Annotated in this window: 26 protein-coding genes; 12 read left to right on the top strand and 14 right to left on the bottom strand. The window is 64.2% G+C overall.

Annotation, left to right across the window (positions count from 1 at the left end; translation table 11 throughout):
- The first annotated feature begins 42 nt into the window (after positions 1–42).
- Both ACSKT0_RS17305 and ACSKT0_RS17300 read left to right on the top strand, forming a co-directional pair.
- The gene (locus ACSKT0_RS17305; RefSeq protein ID WP_437770860.1) at positions 43–588 is read left to right on the top strand and encodes a gluconokinase; all 546 of its coding nucleotides are present in this window, start codon (positions 43–45) and stop codon (positions 586–588) included.
- Entirely contained in the window at positions 585–1,958 is a 1,374-nt protein-coding gene (locus ACSKT0_RS17300; protein ID WP_437770859.1) for a GntT/GntP/DsdX family permease, read from the top strand. The genes ACSKT0_RS17305 and ACSKT0_RS17300 overlap by 4 nt, the downstream gene beginning before the upstream one ends.
- 90 nt (positions 1,959–2,048) lie before the next feature.
- Here the strand turns inward: ACSKT0_RS17300 and ACSKT0_RS17295 are convergent, their stop codons facing one another.
- The 5 genes from ACSKT0_RS17295 to ACSKT0_RS17275 form a co-directional block, all read right to left on the bottom strand.
- Positions 2,049–2,810, bottom strand: a complete 762-nt coding sequence (locus ACSKT0_RS17295; RefSeq protein WP_437770858.1) for a MerR family transcriptional regulator — start codon at positions 2,808–2,810, stop codon at positions 2,049–2,051.
- A 79-nt stretch (positions 2,811–2,889) separates the two neighbouring features.
- Entirely contained in the window at positions 2,890–3,768 is an 879-nt protein-coding gene (locus ACSKT0_RS17290; RefSeq protein WP_437770857.1) for an anti-sigma factor, read from the bottom strand.
- A 1-nt stretch (position 3,769) separates the two neighbouring features.
- Positions 3,770–4,366: an ECF RNA polymerase sigma factor SigK gene (sigK, locus tag ACSKT0_RS17285; protein WP_437774066.1), complete on the bottom strand. Its 597-nt coding sequence runs from the start codon at positions 4,364–4,366 to the stop codon at positions 3,770–3,772.
- Positions 4,367–4,598: 232 nt separating this feature from the next.
- Positions 4,599–5,066, bottom strand: a complete 468-nt coding sequence (locus tag ACSKT0_RS17280) for a tRNA (cytidine(34)-2'-O)-methyltransferase (RefSeq protein WP_345452900.1) — start codon at positions 5,064–5,066, stop codon at positions 4,599–4,601.
- A 44-nt stretch (positions 5,067–5,110) separates the two neighbouring features.
- Positions 5,111–6,061 carry a J domain-containing protein gene (locus tag ACSKT0_RS17275; RefSeq protein WP_437774065.1) on the bottom strand — a complete coding sequence of 317 codons (951 nt, stop codon included), beginning with the start codon at positions 6,059–6,061 and terminating at the stop codon, positions 5,111–5,113.
- Between the two features lie 150 nt (positions 6,062–6,211).
- Here ACSKT0_RS17275 and ACSKT0_RS17270 point away from each other — a divergent pair, with 150 nt between their 5' ends.
- Positions 6,212–7,177 (top strand): diacylglycerol/lipid kinase family protein, encoded by a 966-nt coding sequence (locus tag ACSKT0_RS17270; protein ID WP_437770856.1) that lies wholly within the window; start codon positions 6,212–6,214, stop codon positions 7,175–7,177.
- A 9-nt stretch (positions 7,178–7,186) separates the two neighbouring features.
- Here the strand turns inward: ACSKT0_RS17270 and ACSKT0_RS17265 are convergent, their stop codons facing one another.
- The gene (locus ACSKT0_RS17265; protein ID WP_437770855.1) at positions 7,187–7,606 is read right to left on the bottom strand and encodes a hypothetical protein; all 420 of its coding nucleotides are present in this window, start codon (positions 7,604–7,606) and stop codon (positions 7,187–7,189) included.
- 90 nt (positions 7,607–7,696) lie between these two features.
- Here ACSKT0_RS17265 and ACSKT0_RS17260 point away from each other — a divergent pair, with 90 nt between their 5' ends.
- Positions 7,697–8,362, top strand: a complete 666-nt coding sequence (locus ACSKT0_RS17260; protein ID WP_437770854.1) for a helix-turn-helix transcriptional regulator — start codon at positions 7,697–7,699, stop codon at positions 8,360–8,362.
- Positions 8,363–8,429: 67 nt separating this feature from the next.
- The gene (locus ACSKT0_RS17255; RefSeq protein ID WP_437770853.1) at positions 8,430–9,698 is read left to right on the top strand and encodes a cysteine desulfurase family protein; all 1,269 of its coding nucleotides are present in this window, start codon (positions 8,430–8,432) and stop codon (positions 9,696–9,698) included.
- On the opposite strand, the gene ACSKT0_RS17250 is transcribed toward ACSKT0_RS17255, so the two are convergent.
- Positions 9,677–10,915: an NAD(P)/FAD-dependent oxidoreductase gene (locus ACSKT0_RS17250; RefSeq protein WP_437770852.1), complete on the bottom strand. Its 1,239-nt coding sequence runs from the start codon at positions 10,913–10,915 to the stop codon at positions 9,677–9,679. The genes ACSKT0_RS17255 and ACSKT0_RS17250 overlap by 22 nt on opposite strands.
- A 237-nt stretch (positions 10,916–11,152) precedes the next feature.
- Here ACSKT0_RS17250 and mnmA point away from each other — a divergent pair, with 237 nt between their 5' ends.
- From mnmA to ACSKT0_RS17225, 5 genes are all read left to right on the top strand, one after another.
- Positions 11,153–12,274, top strand: a complete 1,122-nt coding sequence (gene mnmA, locus ACSKT0_RS17245) for a tRNA 2-thiouridine(34) synthase MnmA (protein WP_437774064.1) — start codon at positions 11,153–11,155, stop codon at positions 12,272–12,274.
- A 258-nt stretch (positions 12,275–12,532) separates the two neighbouring features.
- Positions 12,533–14,161: an ABC transporter substrate-binding protein gene (locus tag ACSKT0_RS17240; protein WP_437770851.1), complete on the top strand. Its 1,629-nt coding sequence runs from the start codon at positions 12,533–12,535 to the stop codon at positions 14,159–14,161.
- A gap of 115 nt (positions 14,162–14,276) precedes the next feature.
- Positions 14,277–15,365, top strand: coding sequence for an ABC transporter permease (locus ACSKT0_RS17235; protein ID WP_437770850.1), 1,089 nt, complete (start codon positions 14,277–14,279; stop codon positions 15,363–15,365).
- Position 15,366: 1 nt separating this feature from the next.
- Positions 15,367–16,401 (top strand): ABC transporter permease, encoded by a 1,035-nt coding sequence (locus ACSKT0_RS17230; protein ID WP_437770849.1) that lies wholly within the window; start codon positions 15,367–15,369, stop codon positions 16,399–16,401.
- Positions 16,398–18,107, top strand: coding sequence for an ABC transporter ATP-binding protein (locus tag ACSKT0_RS17225; RefSeq protein ID WP_437770848.1), 1,710 nt, complete (start codon positions 16,398–16,400; stop codon positions 18,105–18,107). The genes ACSKT0_RS17230 and ACSKT0_RS17225 overlap by 4 nt, the downstream gene beginning before the upstream one ends.
- A gap of 80 nt (positions 18,108–18,187) precedes the next feature.
- Here ACSKT0_RS17225 and ACSKT0_RS17220 read toward each other — a convergent pair whose 3' ends face one another.
- A complete protein-coding gene (locus ACSKT0_RS17220) occupies positions 18,188–18,847 on the bottom strand; it encodes an NADPH-dependent F420 reductase (protein WP_437770847.1) in 660 nt (219 codons plus the stop codon).
- 78 nt (positions 18,848–18,925) lie between these two features.
- Between ACSKT0_RS17220 and ACSKT0_RS17215 the strand changes: the two genes are divergently transcribed.
- Together ACSKT0_RS17215 and ACSKT0_RS17210 are read left to right on the top strand one after the other, a co-directional pair.
- The gene (locus ACSKT0_RS17215; protein ID WP_059387536.1) at positions 18,926–19,312 is read left to right on the top strand and encodes a chorismate mutase; all 387 of its coding nucleotides are present in this window, start codon (positions 18,926–18,928) and stop codon (positions 19,310–19,312) included.
- 4 nt (positions 19,313–19,316) lie between these two features.
- The gene (locus ACSKT0_RS17210; protein WP_437770846.1) at positions 19,317–20,354 is read left to right on the top strand and encodes a hypothetical protein; all 1,038 of its coding nucleotides are present in this window, start codon (positions 19,317–19,319) and stop codon (positions 20,352–20,354) included.
- A 15-nt stretch (positions 20,355–20,369) separates the two neighbouring features.
- Here the strand turns inward: ACSKT0_RS17210 and ACSKT0_RS17205 are convergent, their stop codons facing one another.
- The 6 genes from ACSKT0_RS17205 to ACSKT0_RS17180 are packed head-to-tail and all read right to left on the bottom strand — an operon-like array spanning position 20,370 to position 26,477.
- Positions 20,370–21,104 (bottom strand): DUF4166 domain-containing protein, encoded by a 735-nt coding sequence (locus tag ACSKT0_RS17205; protein ID WP_437770845.1) that lies wholly within the window; start codon positions 21,102–21,104, stop codon positions 20,370–20,372.
- Positions 21,105–21,160: 56 nt separating this feature from the next.
- Entirely contained in the window at positions 21,161–22,453 is a 1,293-nt protein-coding gene (locus ACSKT0_RS17200; protein ID WP_437770844.1) for a DUF58 domain-containing protein, read from the bottom strand.
- 55 nt (positions 22,454–22,508) lie between these two features.
- Positions 22,509–23,552 (bottom strand): AAA family ATPase, encoded by a 1,044-nt coding sequence (locus ACSKT0_RS17195; protein ID WP_437770843.1) that lies wholly within the window; start codon positions 23,550–23,552, stop codon positions 22,509–22,511.
- Positions 23,553–23,578: 26 nt separating this feature from the next.
- On the bottom strand, positions 23,579–24,685 hold the full coding sequence (locus tag ACSKT0_RS17190) for a DUF4350 domain-containing protein (RefSeq protein ID WP_437770842.1): 1,107 nt from the start codon (positions 24,683–24,685) through the stop codon (positions 23,579–23,581).
- Between the two features lie 59 nt (positions 24,686–24,744).
- On the bottom strand, positions 24,745–25,431 hold the full coding sequence (locus ACSKT0_RS17185; protein ID WP_437770841.1) for a DUF4129 domain-containing protein: 687 nt from the start codon (positions 25,429–25,431) through the stop codon (positions 24,745–24,747).
- Complete coding sequence (locus ACSKT0_RS17180) at positions 25,428–26,477, bottom strand: glycerophosphoryl diester phosphodiesterase membrane domain-containing protein (protein ID WP_437770840.1); 1,050 nt, start codon at positions 26,475–26,477, stop codon at positions 25,428–25,430. Before ACSKT0_RS17180 ends, ACSKT0_RS17185 begins: the two co-directional genes overlap by 4 nt.
- Positions 26,478–26,787 lie beyond the last annotated feature (310 nt).

Here is a 26,787-nt window from a genome sequence, read left to right as displayed (position 1 = left end):
AGTCTCGTTTAAATCATATTTAATTGAGAGAGGCAGACTTTGATGGCGAAGACTGCACAACAGCCGGTATTGGTGATCATGGGCGTCTCCGGTTCCGGTAAATCGACAGTGGCAGGCGTATTGGCCGGCCGGCTGGGGTGGGACCTCGCCGAAGGCGACGACCTGCACCCGGAAGCGAACGTGGCAAAGATGCAGGCGGGGCACGCACTCAGCGATGAGGACCGTTGGCCTTGGCTGGGCATCATTGCCGATTGGATCAAGGAACGTACGGCAGCAGGAAAGCCGGGCATCATTACGTGCTCGGCCTTGAAGAAGCAGTACCGGGATGTCCTGCGCGGCGAGGGCGTCGTGTTCGTTTTCCTCCAAGGGAGCAAGGACAGGATTTCCGACAGGCTGGCTTCGCGCCACGGGCACTTCATGCCTGCCTCTCTGCTGGAATCCCAGTTCGAAGCACTGGAAGCTCCGACCGAGGACGAGAACCACATCTCGCTTTGCGTCTCGGCTTCTCCGGCTGAAGAAGCCGACGAAATCATCGAACGGCTCGGCCTTTCGGCTCAGCCGGCACACACAACTGGAGACGCAGCGTGAACTGGACCGGGCACGATACCCAACTTCTCGTGGTCGCGGCGATCGGCATTGCGCTGATTGTCCTGCTGATCGCCAAATTCAAGGTCCACCCCTTCTTGTCCCTCGTGCTGGGTTCGGCCTTCGTCGGCCTGGCATCGGGAGTCGGCCTCGACAAGGTGGTCAGCAACTTCGAAGACGGCGTGGGCGGCGTCCTTAAGGAGGTCGGCCTCCTGATTGCCCTCGGCGCCATGCTGGGCAAGCTCCTCGCGGACTCCGGCGGCGCAAACCGCGTGGTGGACACCTTGCTGGAGAAAGCCAGCGGGAACAAGGTGGTCTGGATGATCACCTTGGTTGCTGTCATCATCGGCCTCCCGATGTTCTTCGAGATTGGCCTCGTCCTGCTCCTTCCGGTGATCGTCCTGGTCACCCAGCGCTCGCAGATGAAGCTCATGCGCATTGCCATTCCTGCGCTCGCCGGTTTGTCCGTGTTGCACGGCCTTGTCCCGCCCCACCCCGGCCCACTCATCGCCATCAGCGCGGTGAAGGCTGAACTGGGAACCACCTTGGCTCTCGGGCTCCTGGTGGCCGTCCCCACGGTGATCATTTGTGGACCGTTGTTTTCCCGATTGGCCGCGCGCTGGGTTCCCGTGGATGCTCCCGCGGTGGCGGGCGGTATCGACACCAAGCACGCCGTCGATCTCAGCGACGTCAAGCGCCAGCCGACTTTCCTTGTTACTTTGCTGACGATCATTTTCCCGGTGGTGCTCATGCTCCTGAAGGCCGTTGCGGACATTGTCTGGCCCGACGCCGCCCATGCCCCGATGATCCGCACCGTCCTTGACTTCATTGGCCAGCCCCTCGTGGCGATGACCCTGGCTGTGCTCGCCGCCATGGTGACCTTCGGCTACGCCGTCGGCTTCAACGGAAGCAAGATCACAACCAAGCTCGGCAACAGCCTCGGACCCATTGCCGCGATCCTGCTGATCGTGGGCGCAGGCGGCGGTTTCAAGCAGACCCTCATCGGTGCCGGCGTCGGTGACGCGGTCAAGAAATGGGCCGAAGGCGCCAACATGTCCGTGCTGGTCCTGGGCTTCCTCGTGGCTGTGGCGCTTCGCCTGGCAACGGGCTCGGCGACAGTTGCCACCGTGACGGCTGCAGGCATCGTGGCTCCTTTGGCAAGCAGCCTGAGTCCGACGCATGCCGCGCTCCTTGCCTTGGCCATCGGTGCAGGCTCGCTCTTCCTGTCCCACGTCAACGACGCAGGGTTCTGGCTCGTGAAGGAACTCTTCGGCCTGACGGTCGGGCAGACGTTCAAGACGTGGTCGGTGATGGAGACGCTCATCTCGGTGGTCGGCTTCGGCTTCATCATGGTGCTCTCGCTGATCATTTAACGGGGCTGCTTGGCAGCCAGTACGACGGCGGCCCGTCCCCTGTGTTTCCAAGGGAGACGGGCCGCCGTCGTGCTTTTCTTGAGGAATGCCCTAACTGAGCATTTCTGCCGCGTAGACCTTGATGCCTTCCAGTAGATAGGGTGCCAGGCCGACCCGGACCTTGTCGTAATTGGCGGTGAACCGGGGGTCGTCCACATACATCTGTCCCAGGCCTACATAGGATTCCGCGTTGGGGGTCCAACTCTCGCAGATCCATTTGTAGTGCCGGCCGACGGCTGCCTGGACGTCCGGGTGATCCGCCGGAAGGGCGGCGTCGAAACAGCGGGCGAGATCCTGGTTCAGCGCCGCGTACTCCTCCATGAAGGCCTGTTTCTGGGCCGTTGTCATTGCCGAGTGCCGGGCCTTGCTCGCGTCGACGGCGCGATCGCCCCAGCGCTCGCGCGCCTCGGCTTCGTAGGGGTTGTTGTCGAAATCCTTGAAGATGTTCTCCGCGGTCATGGTTTCTCCTTGACGTAGTGCTGCGATAGTGGCGTCGACCGTCCGGGACATCCGGTCCAGCCGGTCACGCTCGGCCAGCAGCCAGTTCCTGTGCACGGCAAGTGCCTCCACGGGATCGGCCTGGCCATCCAGAACTTCGCCGATGGTCTCGAGCCCAAGGCCAAGTTCACGAAGCAGGAGGATCCGCTGCAGTCGTAACAGCTCAGGCTGGCCGTAGTACCGGTAGCCGTTGTGTCCCGTGTGGGCAGGTTCCAATAGTCCGAGTTGGTCATAGTGGCGCAGGGTCCGCGAGGAAACTTTGCTGGCCTTGGCCAGTTCGGAAATGGTCCAGGTACCTGCCTTGTCCTGCTTCATGTGTCCAGCGTAGAAGTTGACGCTACGTCAAGGTCAAGCCCCGCCGTTAAGAGCCCACGGCGGGGCAGGGCCCCTCGCTTTAGGTGAGGGGCGCTGCTGCGACCGTCGGGAGTGTCGGCTTCTTGGAGCCGCCCACGGGCTCAACTGTGATGCCGATGGACGCCGCGCTGGCAATGCCCGAGACAACCGCCGGATGGCTCAAGGCTTGGGCGTCCATCAGTCCCTGGGAGACAGGGTCGGAGCCATCCTTGGGAATAAGCCACATCTGATAAACCTTGCCGGCCGGGGGAGCGGGAACTCCGTTCATCCGGACCACCACGGCGTTCTTCGAGCTGGAGATGGACACGGTCGCCGTGCCGCCGCCGTTGACGTCGACCGTGGCTTGACGGACGTCGCCGGCCCGCAGTACTTGGTTCACGGGATCGTTCTGCCCGGCCACGTAGACGCCAACGCCGATACCGCCAAGCGCAATAACCGCGGCCGCCACAGCGGCTGCAACCCAACCACGGACGCCGCCGAAGCGTCGGCGATCACGCCGGACCCGGGCGGCGGCGAGGTCGACGACGTCGGGGGAAACGTGCGCTGCGGGGCCAGCCGGCACTTCGGGAACCGACGACGGCGCGGAAGCTGTGCCGGTTTGTGCAGTGCGTGGTTGTTGCGGGAGCTGCCGCAGAATGTCCTCCAAGAGCCCGGGCCGGGGTTCGGCCTCGTCCGCGAAAGAGGCCGCGAGGGTTTCGCGTGACTGCCGGACGCGCTCTAGGAACGCTGAGCGAACAGGGGCTGTGGCAATGTAGTTGTCGATTTCCGCCCGCTCGGCGTCGCTCAAGGCGTCGAGGGCATAGATCTCGGCAAGCTCCAGGACTCGGCCTTCGGCAAGATCAGTGGCTATATCGCTGGCGAACATCCTGCGGAGGCCTTCTTTCCCGTCATTCTGATTGTTGTCATCGTGTTCGGTCATGTCAGCTCACCCCCAGGCAAGTCTTGAGTCGGAGAAGTCCATCGCGGATGCGGGACTTGATGGTCGGAATCGCGGCACCGAGTTGTTCAGCGACCTCCCGGTACGTGAGCCCGCCATAGTAGGCGAGCCGCACGGATTCCAATTGCGTTTCCGTCAGGGTGCCGAGGCAACGGGTGACGGCCTCGGCTTCAAGCCGGCTGCTCGCTTCTTCCTCCACTGAATCGTGGTCAAGGAGTTGGCTCGCGGCACCATATTTCGCTTCGCGGTCCGTGGCGGACTGGGCCGAGCGGACACGGTCGATGGCGCGCCGGTGTGTGATGGTCATGAGCCACGCGAGGGGACTGCCTGCCTCGGGATTGAACTTGCCCGCGTTCTGCCAGACCTGGATGAAGACTTCCTGGGTTGTATCTTCGCTCAGGCCCGCATCCACCAAGACGCGCTTGGCCATGCCGAAGACCCTCCGCGCAGTAAGGCGGTAGAACTCGCTGAAGGCGGCCCGGTCGCCGTCGGCCATCAACCCCAGCAATTCCGCAAGCTGCGCATTCGAGCCGGCAATCACGCTGGGGGCCTCGGGGCCTCGCACATTCGGTGTATCCATCACCGTCCAGCATAGATTGCTCGTGGCCCTGGCAGTACCGGAAGCACTGCGGGTCTTGAGGGTAGTCACCTGCGCCCCTTCCGCGGCCGTCGCTTCACCGGCACCTTGCCACGCAGGCCAGCTGCCTGCCCAGGCTGTTGGTGCCTGCACAGGGTATTCGGCGCAGGGGGAGCTTTGGATGGGTGACCCGCCGACGCGACTTTGCGATTGTCCGGGCGGCCAGGCCGGCAGGCTAGAGTTTCGCCCCCGCAAAACCGTGTTGGCGCCAGGCCTCGTACACCGCGATGGAGGCGGCATTGGCAAGGTTCAGGGAGCGGAGGGACGGCAGCATGGGGAGCCGGACGCGGGCCGTGACGTGCGGGTCCTGCTTAAGCCAGTCCGGAAGCCCGACGGACTCGGGGCCGAACATCAGCACATCGCCCTCCTGGTAGGCAACGTCCGTATAGGAGGATTCGCCGTCGGAGGTGAAAGCGAAGACGCGCTCGGGCTGCAAAGCCGCCCATGCAGCCTCGATGTCCTTGTGGACCGTGACCACCGCGAGGTCGTGGTAGTCCAGTCCCGCGCGGCGCAGCTTGGCGTCGGAGAAGTCGAAGCCCAGCGGCTCCACGAGGTGGAGCTCAGCGCCGGTGATCGCGGCGAGCCGGATGGCGTTTCCCGTGTTGCCCGGGATTTCAGGGGTATGGAAGAGGATGCGGAACACGTATCAATCCTAGCTAGCGAAAATACGGGGTTGTTCCTGCAGGCTCAGTGCATGCCGCGCAGCAGCCGGGCCAGGACCGGGACAACCACCGTGTTTGGCAACGGACCAGAACTAAGGAACTGCTTGAGGCCGCGGGCCAGCCCGGAAGCGTTGACGATTTGCACCGACCCGAAGTCTCCGTCCGTACGCCGGTAGTGGTCGATGACCGGTTCGTGCGGGTTGCCGTCCGGGCTGTGGACGACTACCCAACCGGTCACATTCAGTTCCGGGAAGATCTCCTGCATGTGGCGAACGATCAGCTCGAGCTGCGGCGGAGGCACCGAACGCCCGCCGTGCTTGAGCGCAACCCCGTCCCAGGCATAGGCGCCTTTGGGCAGCAGCATGGAACCGATGAGCGCCAGGCGGTAGCCGGCAAGCAGGGCATGATCGATGTGGCTGTCGTCCGAGGGGGAGCGGAGCCCGTTGACGAGCCGTGCTGACGGGATGGCAGGCAGAATCTGGCGGCTGATGAGCTGGACTGTCCGCATTTCGCGCTGAATGCGGGCTTCGGCGCCGAAGATTCCACGCTTCCGGGGAATCCCGTGGATCTGCAGGGCGGCCTCGCCCTTGGAGAGCAGGGGCACCTCGTGGGGATCATCGAAGGGCGGGACGTAGACGGGGGCGTCACCGGCTGTGTTCCGCGGCGCATTCGGCCGGTGGACACCGGCGGTGGTGCGGGGTTCCGGTCCGGGAGCGCCGTAGTCCGGCCTTTCCGTCGGGAAGGGGCTCGCCCTGCCCGAAGTGCCGCTCGCGTAGCGGCGGTCGTACTCCGCGCGTCGTTTGGGGTCAATCAGGGTCTCGTATGCGAGCGTGACCTGTCGAAAGACCTCAGGATCCCCGCCATGGTCCGGGTGGGCGTTCCTCGCGGCCTTCCGGTAGGCCACTTTGATCTCCTTGTCCGTCGCCGTGACGGGAACCCGGAGGATCTGATAGTGGGAACTGCTGCCCTGAGCCAACCACGGGCCTTTCTCTGGGATTCTGAAGGTTCCCGCCGTCCCGGTGCGGAGCGGCGATCTTGGCAAGTCTAGCCAGCCCACCATGAGAACGACGGCGGCCCGGGCTTTAGTTCCCCGGATCCCGCCCCTGCCGGTGGCATGATTCATGCTGTGAACTCCCCGGCCGGCCCCGATCATCCCATTGACCAACCAAGTGCCGGCACGGATGGGATTAACGGGTCTGCCCGCCGAAGGATCGTGCTGGCGGTCAATCCAACCGCAGCGTTTGGACGGCATGCCCCTGCCGGGGACGGCGCCGCCCGCTGCCTCCGCGCGGCGGGTCTCGACGTCGTCATGCTTCGGCGCGACAGCATGGACGCCCTGCGGGAAGCTGTAGGCGAAGCGCTTCGCGAAGGCGCCGAAGCCTTGGTAGTGGTGGGCGGCGACGGCATGGTCCATTTGGGCGTCAACTCACTGAGCGGGACCGGGGTGCCGCTCGGGATTGTTCCCGTGGGTACGGGAAACGACGTTGCCCGGATGCTGGGGCTGCCTTTGCAGGATGTCGAGGGCTCCTGTGCCCGCGTGATTTCGGCGCTCGCCGACGGTGGCCGGGTGCTCGATGCAGGCCGCATCACCACTGGCGGGCGGACCATTTGGTTTGCCGGAGCCGTATCTGCGGGGTTCGACGCCGCTGTCAATGAACGGGCCAACTCCTGGAGATGGCCCCGCGGCGCCCTCCGCTACACCCTTGCGATGCTCCGGGAGCTCGGATCGTTCCGGGCCATCAACTACACCGTGACTGCCGATGGCGTGGCATCGCACGATGGCGCCATGCTGATCTCCGTGGCAAACGCCCAGTCGATCGGCGGCGGCATGCGCATCGTCCCGGATGCCCCGCCCGACGACGGATTGCTGGATCTGTTTATCGTCAGGCCCCTGTCCCGGCTGGCCCTCCTTGCGGTCTTCCCGAAGGTCTTCTCCGGACGGCACACCTCGCACCCGGCCGTGGAAATCCGCCGGGTGCGCTCGGTGCGCCTTGCCGCCGAGGACGTGGTGGCCTACGCCGACGGCGAGCGGATCGGTCTCCTTCCACTGGACATCGAGGTGGTTCCGGGCGCCCTGCGGGTATTGGCCTAACCTGGCCGCTCAGCGACGCGAGGCGACGGCCAAGCGGTTGAGCGCGAGTGCGCCCACGAGCAGTCCGAAGTCGCGGAGGGCGACGTCGAAGAAGTTGCCGAGCACCAGCAGGTTCACGATGATGCCCAGGAGCCACACGGCCACCAGGAGCGAGCCAAAGCGCGGACGGGCCGCCACCGCGATGCCGGCCACGATCTCCACAACGCCCACGATGTACATGAAGGTCTGGGCCGGGATCGGAATCACCGAGGTGGCCACGGGCGCCAAATACATCGTCCAGTGGGTGAGCAGGTTGGTGAACTTGTCCAGACCGAAAAGGATCGGCGCCACGGTGAACACGGTCCGAAGGAGCAGGAAAGCCTGCCGTTGCGGATCCATGGACATCAGCGATCGGGTTTTCGCCTGGGCTGGGGATGATGCGGTGTTCATGATGCCTTCTTTCTAAAAATGGATAATTTGATTTTAGAAAAATCCGAAGGATTAAGCAATGAGTGTTGATTTTAGAGTTAAGCTGGATCCATGACCGGACTTCCGTGGCTGCGTCGGCTCTCCGCTTTGGCATCCCTCGACGACGGCAACCGTCGTCGCTTGTACGAGCACGTCTGCAGCGCAAGTGATGCAGTCAGTCGCGACGACGCCGCGATGGCCCTGGGGCTTCCCCGCAGCACGGCCTCCTTCCACCTCGACCGGCTGGTCCGTGACGGGCTCCTTAGTGTTGAGTTCCGCAAACTCGGCGGCAAGGTCGGCCCGGGTTCCGGACGGCCTGCGAAGCTGTACACGCCCGTCATTGAAGAGATCGGCGTCTCGGTTCCGGAGCGCCACTATGACCTCGCCGGGGAAGTGATGGCCTCTGCCATCCAGGACCTGATGGCGAAGGGTGGTTCCCCCCGCGAAGCTCTCCTCGAAACCGCCTACGCCCGGGGCCTCGAGGCCGGCAGCGCGGAGCCCCGTTTCGAGGATGTCTTGGCGAACTACGGTTACAGGCCGGAAGTTGACGACGACGGCGGGTACTCGCTGGTCAATTGCCCGTTCCACCGGCTGGCCGAAAGCCACACGAGCGTCGTCTGCGCCATGAACGGCGCCTTCCTGAGCGGAGCGGCGGCCGCCTGCGGAATTGCCGAGGCCCGGATCGCTGACGACAACCGCGAAGGCCATTGCTGCGCAAGGATCCTCCCCGCGGATTAGGGAAGCGGCACTGAAGGCACCCTCCGTCGGCGAAGCCCGGATCCGCCTGCCTCGATAGACTTGGGTGGTGCCTGTTTACCTGGACCATGCCGCCACCACGCCCCTTGCCGCCGTCGCCCTCACCGCCATGACCCGCGAGCTGGCACGGACCGGCAATCCGTCATCGTTGCACGCTTCCGGACGGCGTGCCCGGCGATCCGTGGAAGACGCGCGGGAAGCGATTGCGGCAGCGGCCGGGGCGCATCCCTCAGAGCTCATCTTCACATCGGGAGGCACCGAAGCAGACAACCTCGCCGTCAAGGGGATGTACTGGGCCCGCCACGACGAAGATGGCCGCCGCAAGCGGATCCTTTGCTCCGCCGTCGAGCACCACGCGGTGCAGGACACGGTCGAATGGCTAGAACGGCACGAAGGGGCGGAAGCGGTGTGGCTCCCCGTCGATTCCCGGGGCGTCGTGCGGATGGAAGCTGTACGGGCAGAGATCGAGCGTGATCCGGGATCGGTAGCCCTGGTCACCGTCATGTGGGCAAATAACGAGGTGGGCAGCATCCAGCCGGTCAAGGAGATCGTGGAAATCGCCGCCACCCACGGCATCCCGGTGCACTCGGACGCAGTCCAGGCTTTCGGCTCGATTCCCCTGAGCTTCCGCGACTCAGGGCTCGCCGCAATGTCGGTCTCCAGCCACAAAATCGGAGGGCCCGTGGGCGTGGGTGCCCTCTTCCTGGGGCGGTCCACCAAGGTCACTCCAGTCCAGCACGGGGGAGGGCAGGAACGCGACGTCCGCTCGGGAACCCTGGACACGGCGTCGATCGCGGCATTCGCCGCCGCGGCGGAGTCTGTGGCTCAAAACCTGGCAGCAGAGCGCGAGCGGATCAGCGCCTTGCGGGACCGGATCATCGACGGTGTCCGGGCTGCAATTCCCGAGGCGGTCTTGCGTGGAGCGCCCGGAGACGCCCGGCTCCCCGGCAACGCGCATTTCACGTTCCCTGGCTGTGAAGGCGATTCCTTGCTGTTCCTCCTGGACCTCGCGGGCATCGAATCATCCACCGGATCCGCCTGCACCGCGGGAGTCCCCAGGCCCTCGCACGTCTTGCTTGCCATGGGTTTGGACGAGGACACCGCCCGCGGGGCACAACGGTTCAGCTTGGGCCACTCTTCAAATGACGCCGACGTCGACGCCCTGCTCAAGGCCCTTCCGGACGCGTATGCCCGGGCGAAGCTTGCCGGAATGGCAGGGCATGAGTCCAGCATCCAGACTGCAGCCACTGTGGCCCGGGGCTACGACAGCGGCTCTGCCGGCGGTTCGGGGGGCCATCAGGTTCCGGGCAACAACTGATCAAGCGGAACGACCGGATCAGTCAGGCGGTCCACGTCTACCGGAATGCGCCCCGAAATGAGTGCCTTGACCGGCTTCTGTACCCGTTGCTGGTTGACACTCATGGCCGCCACGACGGCGCCACCCTTTAGCCAGAAGGCGAGGAAGCTGTTGTCCTCAAACGCGCCGCGGATGACAGGTGCGGAACCCGCCGCGAGCGTGGGATATCCCCAGTACTCCATCGAGACGTCGAACTGGTCAGTATAGAAATACGGGACCACGTCCAGCATCGAGTCCTGTCCCAGCATCGCTTTGGCCGCGACCTTCCCGCCGTTGAGGGCGTTGGACCAGTGCTCGCTGCGGTGATGATCGCCGGTGAAAGGGTGGAGGGCATTGGCAACGTCTCCGGCCGCGAACACGTCCGGACTGCTGGACCGGAGCGAAGAATCCACCAGGATCCCGTTGCGGATATCAAGCCCTGCGGCTTCGGCCAGGCCCGTGTCCGGAACGACGCCGACGGCCACCACCACGAGGTCAGCGGGAAGGACTTCGGCGGAGTTGGTGACGACGGCGATCGCTTTGCCCCCGGTGCCCATGATTTCCGCCGCGCTCGCGGGGAGCCGGAACTGTACGCCGTGCTTTTCGTGGAGGCTGCGGAAGAAACCGCCCAGTTCCGGGCCGATGGCCATGCTGAGCGGCACGTCTTCCAGTCCCAGCAGGGTTACTGTGTTCCCGTAGCTGCTCGCCGCGGCGGCAAGCTCCATGCCGATCCAACCGGAGCCGATCATCACCACATTCCGGCCTCCGCCGGCCAGCTCTTCCTTGAGCCGGCGCGAATCATTGAACGTCCGGAACGTCATGACACCGGCAAGATCGGAACCGGGGAGCGGAATCCGGCGCGGCTGCGCCCCTGTGGCGATCAGGAGCTTGCTGAACCGAAGCTCGGTTCCTGATTCCAGTTGTACTGTGTGGGCGGCAGGATCGGCAGCCGCAACAGGGTCGCCAAGGAGGAGTTCGACGTCGTTTTCCCCGTACCAGCCGGCTGCCAGCACCGGAACGGCATCCTCGCCCGCTTTGCCCAGGAGGAACTCCTTGGAGAGGGGAGGCCGCAAGTAGGGCTGTTCATTCTCGGCGCAGACCACGGTGATGCGGCCCTCGAAGCCTTCGGACCGGAGGGTCTTGGCCGCCGTGGCGCCGGCCAGCCCGCCGCCTGCAATAACGATGTGTTCAGTGTCCATGGTGACTCGATTCGCGGGGCGTGGGCGGTTAGCGTGGGCAGCCCGGGTGCGCGTGAACGCGCGAACAGCCTCATCTAAAACTGCTAGTTTTGACTTTAGAATCGTCCGCGACGGTGGTCAAGGCATTTTTGGGGCGGATTCCCGCGGGCGCTAGAATAGTTGGGCGCGCTTCCTCTCTTTGGCGCAATTCTTCTCCCCACACATCAACAGAAAGCCAGCATGCGAGTTCTTGCAGCCATGAGCGGCGGAGTCGACTCCGCCGTTGCCGCCGCCCGCGCCGTCGAGGCGGGGCACGACGTCGTCGGCGTCCACTTGGCGCTGTCCCGCATGCCCGGAACACTGCGCACGGGCAGCCGCGGCTGCTGCACCATTGAAGACTCCCGCGACGCCTGGCGCGCCTGCGACGTACTGGGGATTCCCTATTATGTTTGGGATTTCTCGGAGCGCTTCAAGGAAGACGTTGTCCAGGACTTCATCGATGAATACGCCGCGGGCCGAACTCCTAATCCCTGCATGCGCTGCAACGAGCGGATCAAGTTCGCCGCCTTGCTGGAGAAGGCAATCGCCCTGGGCTTCGACGCGGTCTGCACTGGACACTACGCCAAGGTCATCCAGGACGCCGACGGCAATCCCGAACTCCACCGTGCCGCCGATTGGGCCAAGGACCAAAGCTACGTACTCGGCGTCCTGACCCACGAACAGCTCAAGCACTCCATGTTCCCGCTGGCGGAGACTCCTTCCAAGGCCGAGGTCCGCGCAGAGGCCGAACGCCGCGGCCTCTCCGTGGCGAACAAGCCGGACAGCCATGACATCTGCTTCATCCCGGACGGCGATACTGCCGGCTGGCTCGCCGAGAAGATCGAGATGACCACCGGCGACATCGTGGACGAAGCCGGAACCAAGGTGGGGGAGCACCCCGGAGCCAACGCCTTCACCGTAGGCCAGCGCCGCGGCCTCAAGCTGGGCACCCCCGCCGCTGACGGCAAGCCGCGCTTCGTGCTGGAAATCCGGCCCAAGGAAAACAAGGTGGTCGTTGGGCCCGAAGCCCTGTTGGCGATCGACGAGATCCGTGGGATCAAGGTGTCCTGGGCGGGCCTGCCCATCGCCGAGGTGGCTACCGGCGCCGAGTTCGACTGCTATGCCCAGGTCCGCGCCCATGGCGATCCGGTTCCTGCGAAGGCCTCTGTCGAGCGGCATGTCGACGACGCCGGCATCGAGCGCGAAGGCCTCGTGGTGACTCTCGTCGATCCCCTCCGAGGGGTGGCCCCCGGTCAGACCATCGTGCTGTACCAAGGCACCCGCGTCCTGGGCCAGGCAACCATCGACGCCGCCCGGTCCCTTCAGCGCGCGGAGCTCTAGACCTCGTAACGCCCTGCAGTGGGAAATGCGCCGACAATATTGTGAGCGCTAACCATTGGTACTTCCAATATCAGGAGCGGCATGTGGCGGTCCGCCTAGCCGACTTCGCGCCAAAAGAAAAGTAAATTTTGTGTCTCAACTCACAAAATCAAACGTTTCACCAGAAAAGCTTCTGATTGAATCGTGGAGTCAGGAGTATGCGCTCCTAAGAAATTACCGACGGCGGTTCGCCGTATCCATCGAACAGAAAGTTCACTGATGGCATTGAACAAAAAAGCCTTGCGAAGCGCTATCGCGTTCGCGGGCATCTCCGTATTCGCTTTGACGGCCTGCACGGGCCCGGCGGGCGGCGGCGGTTCAGCTTCCTCAGCTGCCAGCGGTCCGATCGCTTATGGCACCACCGATAAGGTGACCGCACTCGATCCCGCAGGCTCGTACGACAACGGTTCCTTCATGGTGATGAACCAGGTCTATTCCTTCCTCCTCAACTCGAAGCCAGGAAGCGCCGACCCCGTTCCGGACCTGGCAGCGTCGGCGTCGTTCACGTCGCCCACCGAGTACACCGTCAAGCTGAAGCCCGGACTCAAGTGGGCCAACGGCCACACGCTGGACTCCACGGACGTCAAGTTTTCGTTTGACCGGCAGCTCAAGATCAACGACCCCGCTGGTCCCGCAAGCCTGCTCGAAAACCTGGACAGCGTCACCACCCCGGACGCCAACACCGCCGTTTTCAAGCTGAAGCTCGCGAACGACCAGACCTTCCCGCAGATCCTCAGCAGCCCGGCCGCGCCGATTGTGGACCACCAGGTCTTCCCGGCCGACAAACTTCTTTCGGATGACGACATCATCAAGGCCAAGGCGTTCTATGGCCAGTACACGATCGACAGCTACAAGAAGAACGAGCTCATCAGCCTCAAGGCCTACCCTGACTACCAGGGTGTCCTGGGCAAGCCGGCCAACGACGCCGCCACGATCAAGTACTACGCCGAGCCGACCAACATGAAGCTGGACATCCAGCAGGGCAACATCGACGTTGCGAACCGAAGCCTCAGCGCCACCGACGTCGACGACCTCAAGAAGGATTCCAAGGTCAAGGTCAACGTTGGTCCCGGCGGCGAGATCCGCTACATCACGTTCAACTTCAACACCATGCCGTTCGGAGCCAAGGCAGCCGGAGCCGACCCGGCCAAGGCACTTGCCGTCCGCCAGGCGATCGCCAACCTCGTTGACCGCCAGGCAGTCGCGGACCAGGTCTACAAGGGCACATACCTGCCGCTGTACTCCAACGTCCCCAGCGGTTTCCTCGGCGCCAACGAGTCGTTCAAGGATGCCTATGGCGACAACGGAAAGCCGAGCCTGGACAAAGCCAAGAAGGTTCTTTCCGATGCCGGTGTCAAGGACGTCGTCACGCTGAACCTCCAGTACAACCCGGACCACTACGGCAAGTCCTCGGGCGACGAGTACGCCATGATCAAGGACCAGCTTGAGAAGTCGGGCCTCTTCAAGGTGAACCTGCAGTCCACCGAATGGGTGACCTACAGCAAGGCCAGCCGCGCCGACGAGTACCCGCTGTTCCAGTTCGGCTGGTTCCCTGACTTCAGCGACCCCGACAACTACCTGACCCCGTTCTTCCCGAACGGTGGCTTCCTGAAGAACCACTTCAACGACCAGGCCGTGACCGACCTGATCAACAAGCAGCTGACCACCACGGACAAGTCGGCTCGCGAATCCACCATCAAGGACGCCCAGAACGCTCTGGCAAAGGACATTTCCACTTTGCCGCTGCTCCAGGGTGCCCAGGTTGCCATCTCGGCGAAGGGCGTGAACGGCGTCGACAAGACGCTTGACGCTTCCTTCAAGTTCCGATTGGGAACTATTTCAAAGTAAGCAGCCGGTAGGGGGAGGCGGGTGCCAACAGGTGCTTTGCCTCCCCTTATTGCTGATTGCCTCACATTTTGAGCAAAACCCCGCGCGATCCGCGGGCAATGAACTTTAGGTAGCAATGACAACACTTATAGAGGTGCCCGACGTCGAACCGGACGCGGTCGCTCCCAAGAGTAAATCAGCGGGCGGGGGTCTCGGCAGGTACATCGTGGTCAGGTTCTTCCTGATCATTCCCACGATCTTCATCCTCGTGACGCTGGTTTTCTTCCTCATGCGGGTCATCGGAGACCCCATCACCGCAGCGCAGGGCGGCCGGCTTCCCCCGGATGTCCTCGCACAGCGAATCCACGACGCCGGTTACGACCGGCCGATCATCATCCAGTACTTCGAATACCTGGGCCAGTTGGTCACCGGGAACTTCGGCACCACCATTACGGACCGGCGCCCCGTCGTCGAAATGCTGTCGACGTTCGGTGCGGCCACCCTTGAGCTGACGATCAACGCACTGATCGTGGCGCTCGCGGTCGGCATCCCGCTGGGCATGATCGCCGCGCAACGGCGCGACAAGGCCACTGACGCCTTCCTTCGCTGCTTTGCCATCCTCTGCTACGCCACTCCGGTCTTCTTCTCCGGACTCCTGCTCAAGCTGACGTTCTCCGTTTGGCTCGGCTGGCTCCCAGTGGCCGGTCGAGTGTCCACCCGCACTGAGCTGACCATGGGCCAACTTGCCGCTCCCACCGGCATTTACTGGCTCGACGCCCTGCGCAGCGGCAATCTCACCGCACTCGGCGACGTCGTGTCCCACGCAGTGCTGCCTGCCATCGCCCTGGGCCTCCTGACCGCCGGTGTCTTCCTGCGACTCGTCCGGACCAACGTCATCGGAACGCTGGGCAAGGATTACGTCGAGGCCGGCCGTTCCCGCGGCGTCAGCGAGTTCCGTCTCGTGACGAAACACGCCTACAAGCCGGCGCTCATCCCCATCATCACCGTCATGGGTCTGCAGATCGCCCTGATGCTTGGCGGAGCCGTGCTCACCGAGACCACCTTCGAATGGAAGGGCCTTGGCTACCAGCTGGTCCAATACCTGAACGCCAGGGACTTCGTGGCGGTCCAGGGCATCGTGGTGCTGCTGGCCGTCATCGTCGCATTCACCAACTTCGTCGTGGACGTCGTCGCCGCGCTGATCGACCCGCGAGTGAGGTACTGACATGAGCACTGCAACAATTTCAGGACGGAAGAAGTCCTTCCTTTCCGGGCTTCCTGTCATTTCCCACGTCAACAAGAGCGTTGGCCTCCAGCGGGGCATGCTCATCACCGGGCTTGTGCTGACCGGAATATTCCTGCTCTCGACCGTTCTCGCGCCGTTCATCGCGCCATACGGCTATTCCCAGCTGAGTGATGCTTCCGGTTCGTTCCCCACCCAGGAAGCCCCCGGCAGCAAGCACCTGCTCGGCACCACAGTCGGCGGCTATGACGTTCTCTCCCGCGTCCTGTGGGGTTCACAGACCGCTGTGACCGTGATCGTCGTCGCCGTGGTGATGTCCATCTTCCTCGGCGTGGCGCTGGGCCTGCTCAGCGGCTACTTCGGTGGCTGGCTGGACCGGGTGCTGGTAGTCATCGCCGATGCCATTTATGCCTTTCCTTCCCTGCTCTTGGCGATCGTCATGTCGATCGTCATCAGCCGTGGCCAGTCGAGCTTCTGGGGCGGCATCCTCGCCTGCTCCTTCTCGATCACCGTGGTGTTCGTTCCGCAGTACTTCCGCGTGATCCGGGCCGAAACCATCAGGCTCAAGGCTGAACCGTTCGTGGAATCGGCCATGGTCCTGGGTGCGTCCAGCCTTCGGATCATCACCCGGCACATCTTCAAGAACGCCACTAGGACGCTTCCGCTGATGTTCACCCTGAACGCCTCCGAAGCGATCCTGACCCTTGCCGGCCTTGGTTTCCTGGGTTTCGGCATTGAACCGTCCTCGGCCGCAGAGTGGGGTTTCGACCTCAACAAGGCCATGGCGGACGCTTCCTCCGGCATTTGGTGGACCGGCGTCTTCCCCGGTATCGCGATCGTCCTCACAGTGCTGGGGCTGACCTTGGTCGGCGAAAGCATCAACGATCTCAACGATCCCCGCCTACGCGGCCGCAAGCGTGCTGGAGGCAAGGCCTCCCGCTCCAAGGCCGCGGCAGGAACCGACGGCACGAACACAGGGGCCACAACTGCTCCTGAACCAGAAGCAGGTAAGGCATGACCACCAATATCGGAAACATCTCGGACCAGCCGCTGCCATCCGGGCGGCCCGTCCTGGACATCGAACGGCTCAAAGTCACGTTTGCCACCGACAGCGGCGACGTCTACGCGGTCAAGGACGTCAGCCTCGAGGTCAAAGCCGGCGAAGTGCTGGCGATCGTCGGGGAGTCAGGTTCCGGCAAGACCGTCACGGCCAAGACCATCCTCGGCCTGCTCCCTGAAACGGCCATCAGCTCGGGAGCCGTGCTGATCAACGGCAACAACGTCATCAGCGTCAGTGCGGCCAAACTGCGCAAGATCCGCGGCCGCGACGTGGCCATGGTCTTCCAGGAACCGTCAACGGCCCTGAACCCGGTGTTCACGGTCGGCTGGCAGATCGCCGAAGGCATCCGGGCCCACGCCTCGGACGGACACCGCATCTCGGCCAAGGAGGCCAAGAAGCGGGCCACCGAAGCCCTGCGGAAGGTCGGCATACCCGATCCTGAAAACCGCGTCAACTACTATCCCCACCAGCTTTCCGGTGGCCAGAAGCAACGCGTCGTCATTGCGGCTGCGCTCGCCCTGAACCCGGGTTTGATCGTGGCGGACGAGCCGACGACGGCCCTGGACGTCACTGTCCAGGCCGAGATCCTTCAGTTGCTCCGGGACTTGCGGGACAAGTACGGCACCTCGATTGTGCTCATTACGCACAATATGGGTGTCGTGGCCGACCTGGCCGACCGCGTCGTGGTCATGTACCAAGGCGACGTCGTCGAAGAGGCCACCGCCAGGGTCCTTTTCGCCGAGCCGAAGCAGGACTACACCAAGAAGCTGCTGGCCGCCGTGCCGCACCTCGGCCGCAACTCAGCGTCCGAAGGGGCCACCGAACGGTTGCACCAAACCGGAAAGATCCTGGTTGAGGCAAAGAACCTCACCATCGAGTATCCGGGCCGCCTCGGCAAGCCAGGGTTCAAAGCCGTGGACAACGTCAGCTTCACGGTCTCCGAGAACGAGGTCTTTGGCCTGGTTGGCGAGTCCGGTTCGGGCAAGTCCACCATCGGTCGCGCCATCGCAGGTCTGAACAGGGCAACCGGCGGCAGCCTCAAGGTCCTTGGCTACGAAATGCTGGGCTTCAAGGAGCACACGTTCAAGCCGCTGCGCAAGGACATCGGCTTCGTCTTCCAGGACCCGGCCGCTTCGTTCAACCCTCACCTGACCATCGGTGAGTGCGTGGCGGAACCGCTGCTCATCCATACCCACCCGAGCCCGGCTCAAGCACGCCTGCGCGTGGCGCAGTTGCTCGAATCGGTGCAGCTGCCGGCGTCGTACGCTGAACGCTTCCCGCACGAGCTCTCCGGCGGGCAGCGCCAGCGAGCTTCGCTGGCGCGTTCACTCGCGCTCAACCCGCGCCTCCTGATCGCCGACGAGCCGACCTCGGCCCTCGACGTATCCGTGCAGGCAAAGGTCCTGGAACTGTTCAAGGACATCCAGGAAGAGTTCGGTTTCGCCGCGCTGTTCATCAGCCACGACCTCGCCGTCGTGGACATTCTCTCCCACTGGGTGGGCGTGTTGTACAAGGGCGAGCTCGTAGAGCAGGGGATCGGCAGCCAGATCATGGGCAATCCCCAGCACGACTACACCCGCAAGCTCATCGCCTCGCTGCCGGTGCCGGATCCTGACGAACAGGCCCGACGCCGGGAGGAGAACCGCGCGCTGCTGGGCATCTAGCCCGCCATCCAAGCACGATCCACAAGCACGGACATGCCCGCCCTTCTCCGCGAAGGGCGGGCATGTCCCTTTGGCTGCGGCTATTCGGACACGATGCTGATGTTGAAGAGCTTGTCCTTCGGCTGGCGCATGAAGATCCGGAGCCATAGCGGCATCCACATTTCGAGGCCGCGGGCGACGTCGAGCCCGCCCAGGTCGTGGATGTGTTCCGGGAGCCAGCCGAACTCCTGCAGGAGCGCGACGACGGTGGCTTTCGCGTCGTCGTCGTTACCGGCCACGAAGACATCGTGGGCGCCATCGGCGAGCCTGAGTGGGTCAACCATCAGCGGAGCCTCCAAGGTGTTGAGGGCCTTGACCACGCGGGCCTTGGGGAAGGAACGCTGGATGGTTTCGGCAATGCTGTCGGTATTGCAGACGGAGAGCGACGGCGGGAAGCCGGCGGAAAAGTCCAGCGGGTTGGACACATCCACCAGGACCTTGCCCGCCAGGTTCGCAGCCCCGGCTTCACTCAACGCGGCCAGGGACACCATCCCGGGGGTTGCGTTGACCACGATCTCGGCCATGGCTGCGGCCTGCGCGAAGGAACCGGAGCTTGCTCCCGGACCTGCCTGCGCCGCCCACTCCATCCCCTTGGGATTGCCGGCCTCCCGCGAACCCATCATGACCTCGTGGCCTATCGCCACCAATTTTCCGGCCAGAGTGTGCCCTACCATTCCGGTGCCAAGAACTGCGATTTTCATGCGTGCTCTCCTTATCATCGGCGCGGACATGCCCATTCTGCCCCTCAAGGCCCGGCCGGCACACCCTAGACTGGAGGAATGACCGAGCAGAACCACGCCCTCCCTGACGCCGACTCCTTCGATCCTTCCGCCAGCTCCCTCGCCGGCCGCGTGGACCAGGCCGTCATGGACGAGTTGCTCTCCATCCGCTCCAGCATCGACAACATCGACGCCACCCTCGTCTTCCTCCTCGCGGAACGATTCAAGGCCACCCAGAAAGTGGGCGTCCTCAAGGCGACGCACAAGCTTCCCGCCGGGGACCCCGGACGTGAGTCCGCCCAGATTGCGCGGCTCCGCCGGCTCGCCGAAGAGGCGCACCTCGATCCTGCCTTCGCCGAGAAGTTCCTGAATTTCATCATCAGTGAGGTCATCCGGCACCACGAGGCAATCGCCGAAGGCCACCAGGCTTCCATCGCGCAGGCCTGAACACGTGGCCGCCGAAACCGCGCAGAACCAGGTCACCGCCACAGCATTGGGTCCTTGGCCCGGAACGGATCCTGCTGAGGCCGCCCGGATCATCCGAGGCGAGCTGGGCAGCCCGCACCTGCCGTTCCTGGCCGAGCTTCCGGACCGTGGGGTCGGCTCGGACGCCCTCGGCCGGACGGCATCCCTTCTGGTTGAGTTGGCCATCGATGTGCAGCCGCACGGCTGGCGCCTGGTAGACCGGCCGGGTAAAGACCTCCGGCGTGCGAAGTCCGCCCTTGCTATGGACATCAACGTCCTGGCCGACGTCGCCGGCTCGGAAGAATCCTCCGCCGAGGAACTGAAGATCCAGTTGCGCGGACCGCTGAGCCTTGCGGCGGGCCTTTACTTGCACAACGGGGAACGTGCTCTTCTTGATTATGGTGCCCGGAGGGACATTGCGGAGTCCTTGGCCGCCGGCGTCGCTGAGCACATATCCCGCGTCCGTGCTGCGGTGCCGGGCGCCGGGATAGTGGTCCAGCTTGACGAACCGGACATCTCCTCCGTGTTGGCCGGCACAATTCCCACGGCGAGCGGCTACCGCACCCTGCGCTCCATCCCGGGCGAGGAAGTCACGGGAGCCTGGCGGTTGGTAATCGACTCGCTGCGGGCCGCAGGAGTGGCGGAGACCGTGGTTTCCGTTCCGGAAATCGAAGCCCCGATCCAGCAGATCCTCTCCGCCGGAGCCGACGGCATCGCCCTGCCGCTCAAAGCGCTCACCACGCGCCAATGGGAACAGATAGCCACCGCGGTGGAAGCCGGCAAACGCCTATGGGCCGGCGCTTTGCCCGTAGACATTCCGCGGGCAACCCTGCCACGTACCGCTGAACTTGTGGACACCGTATGGCGGCCTTGGCGCCAACTCGGCCTACCGGCGTCGAGCCTGGGGGCCGTGCGTGTCACGCCCTCGGACGGGCTGGCCGGATTCTCGCCGTCGGGAGCCAAAGAGGTTCTGAACCGCTTGACCCAGATTGCGGACGGGCTGAACCAGCTCGCGCTCGGCTAGCCTGCTGCGGGCCTTCTAGACGCGCCGTTCCCAACGGTCCGGCTCGGCATAGCGGGGGAGCCCGACGGCGGCAGTGGCGGTCAGCGCGGGCGCGGCACCATCCGTCGCGGGCAGTGAAGGTGCCAAACGATAGTCGAAGGAACCGGCGTAGACCAGGACCAAGCCGACTTGTGGCTGAAGCACCTTCACCTGGATCCGATGCTTGCCTTCTGCCGGATCCCACCACTGCTCCGCGTAGGCCTTCGCATCAACGGAAGCCGGCAAGCTGAGCCTCAGCGGACCCAGGAACAAACGCGAGGCTCCCGAGACGCCGCGAAGACGCCCTTCCGCTGTGACATCCAAATCCAATGCCGTGGCCAGCCTGCGGTACCGGCCCAAATAGTCGACCAGACGGGTGCCGCCGTCGTTGGCGGCCTCCGCAACAGTGGTGTCATGGAAGAGTCGGGTGTGCCCGGGAAAGAAAATTTCACGCCGGGCCGTGAGGCTGGACCGTCCGAAGGGATCAAGGTGCGCATGATTTTCGATGCGGAACGGGATCCGCTCGCCGTACTCGGGGAAGAAGGCCTCTTCTCCTGCAACCGTGGCAAGGAGGGGGCGGAGCCATTTCTGCCGGCAACCGACCACGTCGAAGACGCCCTCGCCGATTCCGTAGGATCCGGAGCCTGGGGCAAGGGAGAAATAGTCCTGGAGTTCAGGCTGCAACCGCCGGAACTTGCTGCCCAGCGCCAACTCGTAAATGGGTGTGCTCATGTGCTTTCCTCGGATTCGGGGTTGTTGATATCTGGACTCGGCTCCTCGCCAGGCTGCTACAAGCGGCCCGCTGCCTTCAGTCGAATGTACGCATCCGCCAGGAGCGGCGGCAGTTCCAACGGCTCGGCGTCGACTACCTCCGCGCCAAGCTGGCGCAATTGGGTGCTGACGGCCTCACGGTCCAGCAGGGCACGTTCGGCGGCCGAGGCACGGAAGACCTGGCTCGCCGTCGTGCGTTCTTCCTTCATTCGGCCCAGCAAAGGGTCCCGGACCGATCCAAGCAGCACCACGTGCTGCCGCACCAGTTGCGCCACCAAGGGAATGAGCCCTTCCTCGGGGGCACCCCCGTCGAGCGAGGTCAACAGGACCACGAGGGAGCGGTGCGCGGAAATGGCCCGTATTTGCGCGGGGACCTGGGCCCAGTCCATCTCGATCAGTTCCGCCTCAAGCGGAGCCATGGTCTGGACCAAGGAGCCAAGGAGATTGCCTTTGGCCGCGGAATCGACACGCCCACGGACGCGCCTGTCGAAGGCGAAGAAGTCCACGCGGTCTCCGCCTCGCTCCGCCAACACTGCCAGCAGGAGAGCCGCTTCCATCCCGGTGTCCAGGCGGGGTTCGTCCTCGATTCGGGCTGCCGCCGTGCGCGATGTGTCGAGCATGATCACGACGCGGCGGTCCCGTTCGGGTCGCCAGGTCCGGACGACGACGGCGGTGCGCCGGGCGGTTGCCCGCCAGTCGATGGAGCGCACGTCGTCGCCGCGCACGTAGTCGCGGAGGGAATCGAATTCCGTGCCGGCCCCGCGGATCTGCACGGCCGCTTTGCCGTCGAGCTCCCGAAGTTTGCGCAGCTTGGACGGCAAATGCCGCTTGGAACGGAACGGCGGCAGGACTCGAAGACGGCCGGGGAGGGCCACAGTGCGTTGCCTGGCGGCCAGGCCAAGCGGGCCGAAGGACCGCAGCGTTATGTGCGGTGCCGTCAGGTCGCCGCGCCGAGTGGGTCTCAGCTGCACTGACATCCGCCGTCGCTCACCAGCCGGGATCTCGATGCGTTGGACGGGGGCGACGGTCCCCGCGGAGGGCTGCCAGGCGTCACGCACCATTCCGCGGAAGGTCCGCCGGTTGCCGTTTTCCAACGTCAGAACGGATTCCGTCTCCGCGTGCAGGGTGACATTGCCGGGATCCTTCCGCTGCAGGGCGATTTTGGCCGGGGACGCGGCCAGCAGAACGTCGGACAACACCAGGGCCAGCAGCACGGCGCTGGTGAGAAGGACTGTCGCCCACGCGGGAAATAGCAGCAAGGGGGCCAACGCGGCGAAAACCAACAGCACGAAGCGGCCTGTGATCGCCATTCAGTACCGCCTGAAGTAGAAAGTCCTGAGGTGGATAGTCATGAGGCGAGGCCAATCAGCGCGGCACGGGAACAGAGGCCAGGATGCTGCCAAGGACATCATCGACGTTCACACCGTCCATTTGGGCTTCGGGTCGAAGACCTACACGGTGCCTCAAACACGGCAGAGAGAGTGCTTTGACGTCGTCGGGGGTGACGAAGTTGCGTCCGGACAACCATGCCCAGGCACGCGAGGTGTTGAGCAGCGCTGTGGCGCCACGCGGGGAGACTCCCAGCTGGAACGACGGCGCCGCCCGCGTCGCTCGCACGACATCCACAATGTAGCCGAGGATCTCGGGGGCCACTGTCACTTCGGCCACCGCGTCACGGGCATTCTGGAGTTCGGCGACGCCCGCTACTGGCCGGACTCCCGCAGCCAGCAAATTCCGCGGATCAAAACCTTCCGAATGCCTGCGGACCACTTCGATCTCTTCGGCACGTCCGGGCAGCGGCATGGAGAGTTTGAGCAGGAAGCGGTCCAGCTGCGCCTCGGGCAGGGGATAGGTGCCCTCATACTCGACAGGGTTCTGCGTGGCGGCAACAATGAACGGCGACGGCAAGGGCCGGGAGACTCCGTCCACCGATACCTGGCGCTCCTCCATGGCTTCCAGCAACGACGCCTGGGTCTTGGGCGGCGTTCGGTTGATCTCGTCCGCCAGCATGATGTTGGTGAATACCGGTCCTTCGCGGAAGGTGAATTCCGAGGTGTGCGAGTCGTAGACCAGGGAGCCGGTGACGTCACCCGGCATGAGGTCCGGAGTGAACTGGATGCGCTTCGTATCCAGGCTCAACGCAGTGGACAAAGCCCGTACCAGCAGGGTTTTGGCGACGCCCGGAACACCCTCAAGCAGTACGTGGCCCCCGCAGAGCAGCGCGATGAGCATGCCGGTCACCGTTGCATCCTGCCCGACGACGGCCTTGCCCACTTCGTGACGGACGTCCAACAAGGCTTTGCGGGCAGGGTCGGACCGCGTAGCTGCCTGGGCTGGCTGCACCTGCGACGCCGGGCCCCCCGAGTAGCCATAGCTGCCGTCGGTGTAGCTGTCTGCTTGATTGCTCATTGCCTGATTGCTCCGTGCTTGATTGCTCATGGGGCTGTTGCCTCCTGCTCGAGTTTTTCGATGCTTTGTGCCCATTGGACAAGCTCTGGTTCGGTGCGTGGCCGGTGGTCCAGCAGTAGCGTCCGCAGTTCCTGTGCCGGCCGTTTCATCTTTCGGGACAAGGCATCGAGGATGGCATCTGCGCCGGCCTCGGGGCCGAGCCGGAAATGCTTGGCAAGCCTGCTCAAAGTGCCGGCCCGGAGATTGTCGGCCGCCTGGCCGACAGCGCGTGAATCCTGGTAGAGACGGGCGCGGCCTTCGGCGGTCTCTACAGCCTTGACCACTACTGGCAGCGGCTCGAACACGAGTGGCCCAAGCCGCCTGCCCCGCCACAGCACAGCGAGCAACGCGACCACCGCCAACCACAATCCCAGGAAACCAACCCACGGTGGCGCCAATTCATCCAGCGTCGGCGGTGTGCCATTATTCGTTACGTCACCGAGGCCCGGGAGATACCAGACGAGATCCGATGTTGGCCCGAGGGTCCGGAGGGCCAATGCGGCGTTGCCCTCCACCTGCAGGAGATCGTTGCTGAGAAGGGCTGTGCTGCCGAGAACCACCAGCCGACCGTCCGCGCTGGCAGCGTACATGCCGCCGTCGTTGCTGCTGGGCCGGTAGCACGTCACCTCGGCTCCTGTGTAGAGCAACGCGTCCTTGCCGGAGACACGCCCCGCAACAAGTGGATCCGCTTGCCTGCACCCCGGTTCCAACGTCGACGTCCCGTTGGGAACCACCCCGGCGTTATGGATCCCGCGGCCCAGCCCGGTCAGGGTTCGGAAGCCGGGAGCCACGACCACCACGCGCGTGGCCGATTGCTGCAGGCTGTGCAACTGGGCGGAATCGAGATAGCCATTGCGGTCATACAACAAGACGGTGGCGCGTGGTTTCCCGGCCAGCAACGAGGTTGTCGTCGCGAACGAATCGGACTCCGTGACCGCGACTCCGTGCCGCCGGAGGATTTCGGCCGCGGCCATGCCGCCATCCGGAGCGGCATTGCGGGCAGAGAGGGGTGCCGTGTCCGTGTTCGTGGGGGACTTGACCAGGGTGACAGAGCCGAGTACCACCACGATGGCCCCGATGATGATCCAGGCCATATGGCGGTGCAACCAACCCAGCAACTGCGCGGACCACCGGACTGTTTGAGTGTCCGCCGTCACCGCGGCACCGCCAAACCGCTGGCTGACTGCCCGGCGAAATCAGGTCTCGTGGCCAATAGTTCGTTGTCCAATACGAGCACGGCAGCATGGTCGGAAGCGGTGGCGGCGGCCTTCCCGTATTTCACGCCATCGAACATCCTGGCCGCTTCCTCTAGCCGCGAGCTGGCTGCCCCGAACGCGCGCCCCAACTGAGCAGCCGCCTCGTCCGCCGTCCGGCCGGCCTGGATATCAATGACTGCCCGGTCCTCCGCAGAGCGAACCACGGCGCGGAACTGTTCGACGACAGCCGTTTGCCAGTCCTCGCGGCTTGCCGCGGCAGATGCCCGGGCGCGGAACGCGTCGGCATCAACTGTCGGCTCGCCGTCGAAAACCTTCGCTGACGTCTTCTTCCGTGCGTTGAGCCTCGGCCTGACAACTATCACGGCAACCACAATGAGGACAACGGCCAGGGCACCGATCAGCGGCACTCCGATATTTGCTCCGCTGATGGAATCGCCGTTCAGGGAGCGGAGCCAGTCGACAAACTGATTCCAGATCTCATCGATCCAACTGGGTTTGGCCGATGCGTACTGCGGCTTGGACAGTTCCTCGGCCGCCCACCGCTGGGCCTCGCCGCGGTCCGGATCAACCGGAGGCTCGAAGGCAGGGAGGAGAAGAGCGAGGGACGCGGAGACCGGGATCATCCTGTGGGGGAACCCTGTGTGGTGTTCGGCGGCCATGGTTGGGCACCGGCTTGACGTGCTCTGCGCCGGCCAGGAACGCCATCGGGATCCTCTCCGGTCTCCAGAAGCCGCAGGAGCTCCACGTCCAGTCCGTCACGCCGCATCCGCAGGTCCAAGTAGATCAGGGATGCTACGGAGGTTTGGAAGGCGAAGCCAACTGCACTGACGAGGACCCCTACCACCAGCGAAACCACCGCCAGGACAATCGCCGTCGTCGTCACTTGCGAGGCGCCGGCATGGGGTGCGAACACAGAGGTGATTCCGCCGGCGGCCAAACCCAGGGGAATCTGGATGACCTGTCCGATGACACCTATTATGAATGACACAAAAAGCGTGATTCCGAAGATCCGCCACCAATTCCGGCTCGTCAGGGTCCACGAGCGTCGAAGACCGGCGAAGAGGCCGAGTTCTTCTATGGTGATGGCGGCAGGGGCCACCAGAAGCTTCGTGTAAATCCAGGCATATACGGCGACGCCACCGAGTCCCAGCGGGAAAAGCAAAAGTACTCCCATCGGTCCCAACCCGGTCAGAATGAGGGCAGCCAGCAGGAACAGGACCGCAAAGAACAGCAAAGATCCGGCGATGAGGAGGAAGGCAAAGCCCACAAGGGGCCAGAGACGTGAGCGGGCCAGGGACCACATTTGCTTGAACCCGGTGGGCCGGTTCAACGCGGACCTGGCGACGGGGATGGCCATGACGCCCTGCAGGATGGACGCGAGAGCCAAGGCGAGCAAGGAAACTCCCATAATCCCTGCAAGGGCGCCAACGACCGGGCTAAGATACCGCATCGCCTCGGCTTGGCTCGTGAATCCTCCCACGGGAGGTTGGGCCATGCCGAGCATGCCCAGTGCGGCCACCTCGCTCAATGCGCCGCTGATGGCCTGGACAATGAGGGCGGACCCGAACATGGTTTTGGTGTTCCGGCGGATGGTCTGGAAGGCGCCGTCCATGATTTCACCGAAGAAGAGCGGCCGGAGGGGCACGATTCCGGGTTTCGGGGGAGCCACATAGCGGGGCTGCCCATAGGGCGGCGGACCGCCTGCCTGCCAGCGCGGATCGACCGGCGCGCCCCACGATTGCCCCGGATACTGTGGCGCGCCCCATTGCGGCTGGCTGCCCCATTGTGGCTGGGAGCCGGGTTGCGGTGCGCCCCATGGTGGCCGCGGTCCTTGTTCAGGCCGGTAACCCGGATCGGGTTGTGACACGTTTTCCTCCCCAAAAGATACGTCCGCGGCAATGCACGGACCCCAAAAGGGGCCGTTCGCACCAGCCTATAGTTCCGCCGTCGTGCCTCATAGCCCATTTGCTTGCCGGCTG

The sequence above is a fragment of the Arthrobacter sp. KNU40 genome (assembly GCF_051515115.1).
Lineage (GTDB): Bacteria > Actinomycetota > Actinomycetes > Actinomycetales > Micrococcaceae > Arthrobacter.
The sequence above is the reverse complement of the archived record's forward strand: the minus strand, read 5'-3'. Positions and strand labels throughout refer to the sequence as shown.